We start from the raw sequence: 10,642 nt of genomic DNA on the forward strand, positions 1-10,642 counted from the left end.
AAGTAGCGTCATGACAACGATCGAAACCTCGCCACAGCTGTATGCCCGACTGGGCGGCTTTCTGTACTTGCTCATCATCGTGTTCGGCGGCTTCGCCGAGGGCTATGTGATGAACAGCCTCGTGGTGGCGGGTGATGCTGCGGCCACGGCCCGCAACATCATGGCTTCACCGGGGCTGTGGAGCCTCAGTGTTGCCGCCAACCTGCTCGTGCCGGTGTTTGCCGTGGCGCAGGCCTGGATCTTCTATCTGCTGCTTCGGCCGGTGAACAGGCAGCTGGTGCTGCTCTCGGTGTTCTTCATGCTGGTGTCGCTGTCCGTCGAGGCCGTGAGCAAGCTGTTCCTGCTTGCCGTCACGCCCATCCTGGCAAGCGCCCATCCGGGAGCATTCGAACCCGCGCAGGTGCAGGGCCTTGCGCATGTTTCCCTGATACTGCACGACATCGCCTTCAATATCGCGCTGATCTTCTTTGGCGTGGGCTGCCTGGTGGACGGCTATTTGATTGTCAGGTCCGGCTACCTGCCCAAGCTGATCGGCCTGCTGATGCAACTTGCCGGCTTGAGTTACCTGATCGCCTGCTTTGCCGCGCTGTTCGCCCCGAAGCTCGCCGACCTGATCACGCCCGCCATCCTGGTGCCTGCGCTTGTCGGTGAAACCTCGTTCTGCCTGTGGCTGCTGATCAAGGGCGTCAATGTCACGAAGTGGAACCAGCGCGTTGGCATCGCAACATCGGGCGAGGCGCGGGCTGCCATCCCGGGCTAGGTGTACGTAGAGGGCGGAGGCCCCGAGCGCATCGGATTGCCTCCGGCTTCAACCGCTGGTCGCGACGGCGACGCCAACGCGTTTCGAAAGCGGGCAGGCAGTAGTCGCCTCGCGGACTTCGGCCTCATACTGCGGGGCACTCGCCACCAGCCCGGAGTCTCCATGCGTCGCCGCGATTTTCTCACTGGCGTTGTCACCGCCACTGCCGCTGCATCCACCGCTTTCACGCTGGCCGGCCGGCCGGTGCAGGCCGCACCGGCAGCGCCCGCCGGGCTCGCCGGCTTGACCTCCATGACCACCGGCGCCAAGCCGATCTCGGTGGAGGAGCGTCTCGCGCGCATCGCCAAGCTGCAGCAGCTGATGGTCGACAAGAAAATCGGCGCCCTGATCCTGGAGTCGGGTTCGAGCCTGGACTACTTCACCGGCATCCAATGGCATCGCTCCGAGCGAACGACCGCCGCCGTGATTCCCGCCCGGGGCGATATCGTCGTCGTGACGCCGGCCTTTGAAGAGCCTTCGATCCGCGAGACCCTGGCCGTGAACGGCGACGTGCGGCCCTGGAACGAGCACGAGAGCCCGTTCGCCCGTTTGGTTGGCGCGCTGCGCGACCGCGGCGTCAGCTCCGGCCCGATCGCCTTCGAAGCCACCACGCGCCTGTTCATCGTCGATGGCGTGCGCGAGGCAAGCGCCGGCGCCTACCAGGTGGTTTCCGGCGACGCGCTGGTCAAGGCCGTCCGGTTGATCAAGTCACCGGCCGAACTCGCGCTGATGCAGACGGCCAATGACGTCACCCTGGCTGCGCTGCGCTACGTCCATGGCCACGTCCGCCCCGGCATGCGCCCCGACGAGATCGCCAGCATGATGAACGCCGCCACCGTGGCCCTCGGCGGCGCGCCGGAGTTCGCCCTCGTGCTGATCAACGAAGCCAGCGCCTATCCGCACGGTTCGCACAAGCCGGAAACCCTGCACGAAGGCTCGGTCATCCTGATGGACGTGGGTTGCGCCGTGCACGGCTACCAATCGGACATCTCGCGCACCTGGGTGATGGGCAAGCCAACCGCCAAGCAGCGAAAAGTGTGGGACACCGTCAAGCGCGGCCAGGAGATCGCCTTGGCCACCGCCAAGCCCGGCGTCCCGGTGGGCAGCATCGACGACGCCGTGCGCGCCTACTACGAAAAAGAAGGCTGGGGCCCCGGCTACCACCTGCCCGGCCTTCCCCACCGCACCGGCCACGGCATCGGTTTGGACGGCCACGAGTCACCCTACCTCGTCCATGGCGACGCCACCCCGCTGGCGGCAGGCATGTGCTTCTCCGACGAACCGGGCCTCTACATCCCCGGCGAATTCGGCATCCGCCTGGAAGACTGCTGGCACATGACCGAGACCGGCCCGAAGCTTTTCACCGAACTCGCGAAGTCGATCGACGATCCGATTTGAGGGGTTGCGCACGGGTGGAGCGACAGAGGCGGCGGCCATGCCATGGGCACGGAACGAAGCTTCTGTCTCCAGGCGAGGGCGGGCTATGGAGCTGAGTGGAAGCATCGCTGTCGAAGACCTGATGGCTGCGTAGTGGATTCATGTGCGGCCGCGACGCTGTTTGGCGGAGAACGGCTGAAACCGCAACCCAAAGCAGACAATTTCAATCGCGCGGCATCGTTCGAGAGGAGTCTGGCATATGACCGGCGTTGGACCTCGCTTACTCACTCCTTACATTGCCGCATTGAGCACCTTTGTCATTGGGCTGGCCGGTCCCGCTCACGCAAATCATGTCCGCGAAATGTCTCTCGAAGAGAAGGTTCGAGATTCCGACATCGTGATGATTGCTCGCGTCGAAACGACGCTAGAGAAGTGCACGCGGAACGCGTCTTGCGCAACAGTCCATGTCCTGACGCAACTGAAAGGGGAGTTACCTCCAAGCATGAAGGTGCTTTACAACGGCGATATTGCCGAAGACAACCCTTCATGTTGTAACGTCGGTGAGACTTATCTGTTCTTCCTTAAGGGTGTCGGTGAGAACCTTTACCGATCGGTAAATGGTCCTTAGGGCATCTATGCAATTCAATCCGCTGCCAACCGGGATTTGGCGCGCCAGGAGATGTCCGCTTCCGACCCAAATCGGACCTTTCATCGGTCGCCTAGCGACTACCGCCGTGAGGCATTGGAGGAACATGTCACCGCTACCTGAGGTGGTTCAGCTCGCCAAGGATGCTGAGGTTAGGATCGACGAGACCTTTAATGCACCAGATGTGCTGCCCTTCGCGGCGAAGGCGCTGGAAATTATCGCCGCGCACCCGGAGCTCCGGGGGGACTTTGAACTCGAATTCCTGAACATGCCAACCTACGCGCCGACCGAGTTCATCGAAGTGTGCATGCACGCTTTGACGTGGCCAGCGGTAAAGGCAGAGTTTGAAAGACGGTATCGTGACGCGGTTTCGCGGAATGACTGGCGCGTAGAAGCTGTCTATCGACACTACCTCGACGCTTTCGAGCCGGACTGGGAGAACGCGTCCGACTTCTACGCGGAGTACTTTCGGCGGTAACTTGAGTTAGTGGAAATGTCCGCATACGACCCAGGGCGGACGTCACCAGGACGAGGACAGAAGAGCGACAGAGGCGCGGATGAGCAGGATTGCGAGCAAAGAGAATCTATTGACCATGCTGGACGTCTTGAGTCAGCCCAAAAGGCATGGGCTCAATCAAGAAGCTGCCGATCGCGCCCTGATAGATTTTTGCGCCAGTTGTCCCGACCCAGTTCTGGCGCGGTGGCTTGTTGTCGAATGTCTCGATCCTATGACGGACCAAGAGCTAGTGAGTCGCGCGCTGGCCATGCCGGCTCGCCCATTGGCAGAGGTTCCGACGACGATAGTTCCGGCCGAACACCCTGTTAGGGCGGTGCGTGGCCCGGCACAATCATTCCATTGAAAGTGTTGTGCCAAGGTCTGCCTCCAACCCGTAGCGGACCCTTTGAGCGATTGGCTTTTCTCTGGGAGGCATCGTAGTTCATGGCTAGACAGCTCATCGCATGCGAAGCCAAATGTCGGTCGTGTCGGGAGACGTTTAGCCATCCGGGCATCATCGATTCCAGCTACGGAGAACTCGTTCTGAGTAGCCCTGATGGGAAGGCATACGTTCTCGCCAGCGCATTCGGCACGTTCCCGGAGAGGGTTAGAAAGGCTCTCTCCACAACCGAACCTGGTCGTCTGTGGAAGGTCCTCGCCGCGCTCGCCGATCCCGATCCAAGTGGACCGTACACAACGACCATGCATTGCCCGCGCTGCCAGGGTGTGGACCTCGAATACTGGAACGGGAGAGAGGCTGGCATTGCTCTGGTGCCAGAGGCGACCTACTCGGAATACGAGGCGTTAGACGACGGGGAGCTTGGGCGGCAGATTGCCTTGCGTGCCTAGCCTATTAGCTGTGACTCTAAGGTCCGCTATCGACCCTTAGCAGACATTAGGAATGGAGGGAAATATGAGTTGTGCTTGCCCGTGCTGCGGTCATCTCACAATGCCAGACGATGGGTCATTCCCCGGTTCGTTCGTGATCTGCCCGGTCTGCTTCTGGGAAGATGACGACGTGCAGTTAGACAACCCAGACTTCGCTGGTGGGGCGAATCGACCGAGCCTGAATGGGGCGCGCGCCAACTACCGCATATTTGGGGCAATTGACGAGCAAGCGCGGCCACACGTTCGGCCTCCGCTGGAAAACGAGCTGCCACAGACTGGTGCTGGTGGGATTTAGCGTGTATCGAAGGTCTGCTTTCGACCCGGAGCGGACCATGGGAAGTTCGAAAGTCAAAAGGGGCGTGATCCATGCGCTGGGCAAAGATTCTTGGTCTGATTGTCGCGGGCGCCGTGCTAGGCGGATTGCTGTCCGGCTACGTCGTTTGGCAGTACATGGTGCGATTCGGTATCTCTTGGAACCAATGGGCTTCATCGCAACTCGACGAGCAAAGGGCGAGTGATGCCCTGAGTACCGTGGCGGCACTGAGTAAGCTCCGCGCCGGAAACGTCGAAAACGCTCGCAACGTCTTGGAGTGGCGTTTGACTGGCGAAATTGCCGAACTTGCTGGCATGAAGAAGGCCGGTAGCGATCCCCGTGGCTATACATCAAAGGCTCTTTCTGCGATCAGTGACTACAGGCAGACGAATCCCTGGGCCAGCGGGAGTCCGGAGTTGGACAAACAGATGTCAGATACCCTGAGAGAGGCGGCTAGCCCTCCTGGTCGGGCGCAGTAGCCGGCCTGCACGTCCGCTTCCGACCCACAGCGGACCCTTAGGATGCCCCGTAGTATGGACCGAAGATCCGTGATGGGAGACGCTTAATGCTACGGAAGGCCATCTTGTTGTGCGTGCTCGCCCTGATGCCGATGATCTGTTTCTCGGCCGATGAACCTCAGGCCATCAGCGCCTTCTTTCAGGTTTGTATACGGGATCCATCCCGATACGAGTTCACTTTCGTGAGGGGCATTGACGGAATCATGGGTACCATCCGCAGGAATGGGCATGTGGTGAATTACGAGATCAGCCGCTACCCAGGACCCGACAAATTTGAGGATGACGCCAAGAAGTGGACAGCCGTTGGAGCGAAGGAACTGCCATCAACTATGTCGCTCGTCACCGAATACGGCAGCTCAATGTCGTCCGCAGAGCGACTTTACGGCTTCACTTCGGGCACCTTCGACGCCGGGGAGCCCAAGCATCCCGACAGAACCTACGTGAAACTATGGGCGGACTCCAAGAAGGAGGCATCCGAGCTCTTACCACGAGTCGGAGCCGCGCTTTATCGCTGCGATAAAGGCGCTCGTCCCATTCGCGAGGGAATTCCTTAAGGTCCGCTTGCGACCCAGAGCGGACATCACGGACAAGACTGCACAAGAACCTTTGTGATCCAACCGCCATTGTTCTTCAGTTGACCGAAGGGGATTATTCGATGGGAGTTCGGGGGAAGTGGCTGATCGTGTGTCTCGGCGTCAGCCTGTGCTCTGCTGCGCAAGCGGCAGCTAATCTCCACGTATGGGAGAACAACGACACCACAGGGTGCGCCCGTCTACTACAAGCAATCAGGATCTCTCCCCTAGCAGAGATGACGAATCATCAGCTTTGTGTAATCCGGGGTTTGCCCGTTTCCTCGCTGCTTACCGGCGGATTCGTTCGGGATCTGCAATGGCATCGCGAAGGCACTCCGTTGGATACGGAGTTTGCAAGAACGATCTTTGAGGCCCGCATTTTTCCTGGTGAGCTATCGAAGTATTCGGAGAGCGAGGCGATGTACTTGCGCGAATTGGCTGGGGATATGGTACATGAGAAGCCTCTCGCCAAGCATGCGTACGCCATGGTCGATCGGCTCCCCATATTTGCGGTCGAAATGAGCTTCGATGGCTGCTCCGAATCGACGGAATTCTCCAGTTTTCCTCTCTTTGGGCTGTTCACCGACTCATCTCGGTTACACGCCGTTCCAATTGTTCCTTTTGGGGGCGGTCGGCTGGTCTACTTCGGCCGCGACCTAGCCATTCTCGAAATAGGTCAAAAATGGATGAGGGACGCGCATCGGGGTAAAGAGTTTCTCACCGTCACTGTTCAGATTATCGATCGAGACCTTCAGCACGGGAACGATCGAGTTCTTGGCCTTCATGATGCTTGCTCCGTTTCAATCGAGAAGTAAGAGAGGCGCGTCTCTGCGGATGCTGAAAAGCCAAGTCAAGAAATCAATGGACATCTAATGTCTGCTTCCGACTGCGATTTCAGACGGTCGTTGCAACACATTGGGAGCTTGCCATGGCGTTTTACTTGCTGATCGGCGCAATAGCATCGACCTTTGTCTGCGTGTCAGTTTTCTTGGCCTGCTTTCTGCTCGGCGGGAAGCGATTTGCTGAGAAGGGAGCCATGGAGTACGAGAATCTGACGCTTGGCAATCCGCTCAACGCGTTGTTCATCGACCGGCTGTTAACAGATCGGGGCCTCCGGTTGCGTCGTCTGTTACTTATATCAATTGGGGGGATCTGGGGTCTCTGCATCGCGGCGTCCATAGTCGTCACCAATATAGGCAACTGAACTGCCTGCTCTGGGCTGCGGACTCAGCCGGTCGCTGCAACACTCCCGCCGCTCGCGCGGCCTTCGGTGCGTTGCAACGTCCGATTAATCTGCAATCTGAAGCGGACGTTCCACCGCGAAAGACACGTCAGACCAGTTGCGACTTCCCCATCACAGCGAAGCCACGCCAGCGCTTAGGTACTCACCGGATGCGGGCGCACGCGTACGAACAAACCATGCTCGTGTGTCGAGACCCGGGAGGCGATCCGTCCTTCATCTCATGGGCGACCTTTGCGCAGGCGGCGGAGCCCGTCTTCTGATACAGCCTGCTCGTCGGCGCCGATAACGATGCCCGGCTCTCCTCCTCCGGGTTCGCGTTATTCGTCGGCTCTGACTTGCGGCATCAACGTGTGCCGACAGGCGTGTCGGCACGGAGTTGGTCTGTGGCGTGGTGATCGCTGACAGGCGGGGTGCTTGAGGTTTGCTAACTTCGCCAGGCCACTGCGGCGTCGGCAACGACGCGAGGCGAGTGGCTTCGACAGCAATGTCGTGAAGCGCGGGTCGCATGAGCTGGCACCCCAGGCGACCCGCTGACCACCACCAACTCAAGGACAGTTGATCATGGCTATCGCCGATCATACGAGGCGTATTCGCCCGTCCATTCCCCTCGATGGGACCCTCCCTTCCATTTGCGGCAGTCCGCGCTCAGCGGGCAGAGCGGCTCATAGCGGCCTGTGTCGGCGCATTCCCACAGCCGCCATCGGCGCCGCTTCCAACCCGCCGTGCTCGCCGCCAGGCTTGAATACAGGCTTGAAGTGAGCATTTTCCGCGCGCGGTGATCGCTCTCGCGGCGTGTCGGCCGAGGGGTCGAGGCGCTGTATCCAGGCGATTACCTACATCAGTTCCGGCATGCGCCGACACGGAAGCCTGTAGGGCTTGATCCGTCATTGGGCCGTGCCTGACAGGAAAGGAAGCCCCATGCACTTGATACAGCTTGATCCGCTGATGGACTTTGACTCGTCGGTGCTGTTACGCAGCCCGGGCGACGTGTTGCTGAACGACCACCTGCGGCGTCCCACCCTGTCGCTGGCGTGGCTGGCACGCCGTACCGGCATTTCGTCGTCCACCTTGCGGCAGATCACCCAGGGCAAGCGACGCATCAATGCGGAGTTCGCGCTGCGCCTGGCCTGCGTGATGGAACCGACGCCGGCCTATTGGCTGGTGCTGCAGGCGCGCTACGACCTGGCGATGAAACGTGCGGCGCAAGAGAGCCGGCGACGAACGACATGATCGCGCATCACCGCTTCAACCTGCGTTGGCACTTCAACCGTGTTGCGTGGCGAGCGCTGCTCGCCACGGCGGGTACGGTTCCATCATTCGCTGGATGACACGGCGAGCGGGTGATGGCGCGAGCAGCCCGCCATGACTTCCGCGAGCGACGACGTTTCCAAGGCGGCAGCCGGGCGATTACTCCGAAGCCCTGAACGTCACCACCAACACATCGCGGAACGCCGGCTCGTCGGCACGAAACGGCACCACCGGCGTCACGCCGTGATAGACGCGATGGTCGTCGATCAGTGCGGCGTCCAGCGCATGGGTGAGCGTGAAGTCGCCGAGCAGCGTGCCGTCGGGCGCGTGGATGGTGGTGGTGCCGCTGGCGATGTTCTGGCGGTTCACCAGAAGCACGAGCACATAGTCCACGCCGTCGCGATGGCTGCCCTCGGGTGTCGGCTCACCGGCGGAATCCGTCGTCGCTTCGATGCGGAACTGGTGCACTTCGATATGCCAGCGGCGCGAAGGCGGCGCCAGCGTTCCGAACAACTGGTGGCAGAAGCGGAAGATGGTGCGAAGGGTGGCGCCATGGACGATCGAAGCGTCGATGGGTTCAAACCAACGCTGGATGTCGCCTTGCAGGGTGTTGTATTGCAGGCTCTGGAAGTGCGCCTGGTGAGGCTCGGGCACCACGGGGCCCTCGCCCGTGGCGGAAAACGTCGCGTGCCGTCGCCGCCGGAAACGGCCTTTGGCAGCGAGGTATTCATCAACAGCCAGGTGGTTCCAGCTCTGTGCGAAGGCTGCCCAGTCCGACAGGTCGCCGTCGGCCGCCAGCAGTGAGCGCATGTGGTCGCCGTCGACGAAGGCGAATCCTTGCGAGTCCACTTGTTCCGACAGTGTTGGTTCGAACGCATCCGCGCGGTTGTTCATGGCTGCATGATAGCGGTTATGGCATCGGGCGTCGGATGTTGCTCCGCGATGCCTGCGCCAAGGTTTCGGGGCGATGCGCGGCTGGTCGGTCGATGCGTTTGCCGTCACGACGCTGCATACTCGCTTCGCCAACAGATGCACGGCTTCCCTACCGATGTCTACATGGAAGGACAGGATATGAAGCTCTTGTCGAAAGCGCTGGCCCTGACGCTTGTCGTTGCATCGTGGTCCCCGCTCACCGCCATGGCGGCTCCCGAAGCGGCAAACGGCCTCGGTGCGAATGGTGGATCTCCCCTGCTCGGCCGTTGGCTGCTCGATACGTCGCGGTTGCCGATGCCGCCCGGGCAGCGCCCCAAGAGCGTGACGTTTACGTTTGCCCGTGCTGGCGAAGGCAAGCTGAACGTGCACGTCGATATCGTGTATGCGCCGGGCCAGGAGGTTCATTCCGTGTCGACGCCGTCACTCGATGGAACGCCCACGGCCATCAAGGACAGTCCCGAGGCGGATACGGGCGCGTTCAGGCAACCCGCGCCCAATGTGCTGGTCATGGCGTTGCAGAAGGAGGGCGTGCTTGTTTCGACCCGGATCTACGCGGTTACGCCGGATGGCGAGCATCTGGTCGAGACGGCGGTTTATCCTGGAAACAACGGCCCGCTCGTCATGAAGGCAAGTTACTTCACGCGCATTCGCTAGCTTGGTTGGCGCGCGACGTTCTGTTTCGAAACGGTGTCGTGCGGGTGGTTTGGCGGTGCGATGCTCTCTTCCCGGATTCCTGCCTCGATATCACCATGCATAGCAGAACCCTTCACGTGGACGACCTTGAGCTCATCTGCCGGCACCGGGAAGCGATGTTTCGCGACGCCGGCAAAGGCGACGATGTCTTGCTGCCCATGACCGAGCACTTCCGCGCGTGGCTCGGGCCACGGTTGCGCGATGGATCGTATTTTGGCTACGTGATGGTGGACGAGGGTGTTTCCGTCGCGAGCATCGGACTGATGCTGATCGACTGGCCGCCGCATCCTTTGCATCCGCTGCAGGACAAGCGTGGCTACGTACTGAATGTGTTTGTCGAACCCGAGTACCGGCATCGCGGCCTGGCGCGCGAGCTGATGCGCCTTGCGGATGCGGAATTTGCGGCGCGAGGGGTCGGGTATGCCGTGTTGCATGCCACGGAGAAAGGCCGGCCGTTGTACCAGGGGTTGGGTTGGAGTGGGACGGCGGAGATGGCGAAGGTGTTGGTTGGAGTGCCGGGTGGCGTGGCCGGATGAGAGGTGTTGCAGCTCTGCGGTCGCGCACAGGGTGCGCTCCTACAAGGGGGTAGCTGGAGCGTTCGGGTGAGATTGCTGAGCAATTGGCCTTGGTGATTGGCCCACCTTGTGTGGTCAGAGCTGTTCTGTAGGAGCGTAGCCAGTGCGCGAAAAGCCTATGGAGTGGTGTTAGCGGGGCTCTGCGGTCGCGCACAGGGTGCGCTCCTACAACGGTGTGTGTGGGCGCCGTTGAGGTGCGATCGCCACGCGGTTGGTCTTCGCGGGTGGTTCGCTTTGGTGTCGCTGGCCGTTCCTGTAGGAGCGTAGCCAGTGCGCGAAAAGCCTACGGAGCGGTGTTGGCGGGGCCCTGCGGTCGCGCACTGGGTGCGCTCCTACAATGG

The 10,642-nt window shown here is 60.9% G+C and carries 13 protein-coding genes; 12 read left to right on the plus strand and 1 reads right to left on the minus strand.

Annotated features, from left to right (window positions below; all coding sequences use genetic code 11):
• Window positions 1-10 precede the first annotated feature (10 nt).
• From JMF82_RS14250 to JMF82_RS14295, 10 genes are all read left to right on the plus strand, one after another.
• Window positions 11-760, plus strand: coding sequence for a DUF4386 domain-containing protein (locus JMF82_RS14250; protein ID WP_201315228.1), 750 nt, complete (start codon window positions 11-13; stop codon window positions 758-760).
• Window positions 761-922: 162 nt separating this feature from the next.
• Window positions 923-2,197: a Xaa-Pro peptidase family protein gene (locus JMF82_RS14255; protein ID WP_201315229.1), complete on the plus strand. Its 1,275-nt coding sequence runs from the start codon at window positions 923-925 to the stop codon at window positions 2,195-2,197.
• 238 nt (window positions 2,198-2,435) lie between these two features.
• Window positions 2,436-2,804, plus strand: coding sequence for a hypothetical protein (locus tag JMF82_RS14260; protein WP_201315230.1), 369 nt, complete (start codon window positions 2,436-2,438; stop codon window positions 2,802-2,804).
• Window positions 2,805-2,928: 124 nt separating this feature from the next.
• Window positions 2,929-3,300: a hypothetical protein gene (locus JMF82_RS14265; protein ID WP_201315231.1), complete on the plus strand. Its 372-nt coding sequence runs from the start codon at window positions 2,929-2,931 to the stop codon at window positions 3,298-3,300.
• Window positions 3,301-4,231: 931 nt separating this feature from the next.
• On the plus strand, window positions 4,232-4,501 hold the full coding sequence (locus JMF82_RS14270; RefSeq protein ID WP_201315232.1) for a CPCC family cysteine-rich protein: 270 nt from the start codon (window positions 4,232-4,234) through the stop codon (window positions 4,499-4,501).
• Between the two features lie 71 nt (window positions 4,502-4,572).
• On the plus strand, window positions 4,573-4,998 hold the full coding sequence (locus JMF82_RS14275; RefSeq protein ID WP_201315233.1) for a hypothetical protein: 426 nt from the start codon (window positions 4,573-4,575) through the stop codon (window positions 4,996-4,998).
• A 104-nt stretch (window positions 4,999-5,102) separates the two neighbouring features.
• Entirely contained in the window at window positions 5,103-5,591 is a 489-nt protein-coding gene (locus tag JMF82_RS14280; protein ID WP_201315234.1) for a hypothetical protein, read from the plus strand.
• Window positions 5,592-5,671: 80 nt separating this feature from the next.
• Entirely contained in the window at window positions 5,672-6,424 is a 753-nt protein-coding gene (locus JMF82_RS14285; RefSeq protein ID WP_201315235.1) for a hypothetical protein, read from the plus strand.
• Between the two features lie 113 nt (window positions 6,425-6,537).
• A complete protein-coding gene (locus JMF82_RS14290; RefSeq protein WP_201315236.1) occupies window positions 6,538-6,813 on the plus strand; it encodes a hypothetical protein in 276 nt (91 codons plus the stop codon).
• A gap of 957 nt (window positions 6,814-7,770) precedes the next feature.
• Window positions 7,771-8,082, plus strand: a complete 312-nt coding sequence (locus tag JMF82_RS14295; protein ID WP_201315237.1) for a HigA family addiction module antitoxin — start codon at window positions 7,771-7,773, stop codon at window positions 8,080-8,082.
• A gap of 177 nt (window positions 8,083-8,259) precedes the next feature.
• On the opposite strand, the gene JMF82_RS14300 is transcribed toward JMF82_RS14295, so the two are convergent.
• Window positions 8,260-8,994, minus strand: a complete 735-nt coding sequence (locus JMF82_RS14300) for a 2OG-Fe dioxygenase family protein (RefSeq protein WP_201315238.1) — start codon at window positions 8,992-8,994, stop codon at window positions 8,260-8,262.
• A gap of 177 nt (window positions 8,995-9,171) precedes the next feature.
• Between JMF82_RS14300 and JMF82_RS14305 the strand changes: the two genes are divergently transcribed.
• Both JMF82_RS14305 and JMF82_RS14310 read left to right on the plus strand, forming a co-directional pair.
• Window positions 9,172-9,687 carry a hypothetical protein gene (locus JMF82_RS14305; protein WP_201315239.1) on the plus strand — a complete coding sequence of 172 codons (516 nt, stop codon included), beginning with the start codon at window positions 9,172-9,174 and terminating at the stop codon, window positions 9,685-9,687.
• Window positions 9,688-9,692: 5 nt separating this feature from the next.
• Window positions 9,693-10,262, plus strand: coding sequence for a GNAT family N-acetyltransferase (locus tag JMF82_RS14310; RefSeq protein WP_236585482.1), 570 nt, complete (start codon window positions 9,693-9,695; stop codon window positions 10,260-10,262).
• Window positions 10,263-10,642 lie beyond the last annotated feature (380 nt).

Source organism: Dyella sp. EPa41 (assembly GCF_016586165.1).
Lineage (GTDB): Bacteria > Pseudomonadota > Gammaproteobacteria > Xanthomonadales > Rhodanobacteraceae > Dyella.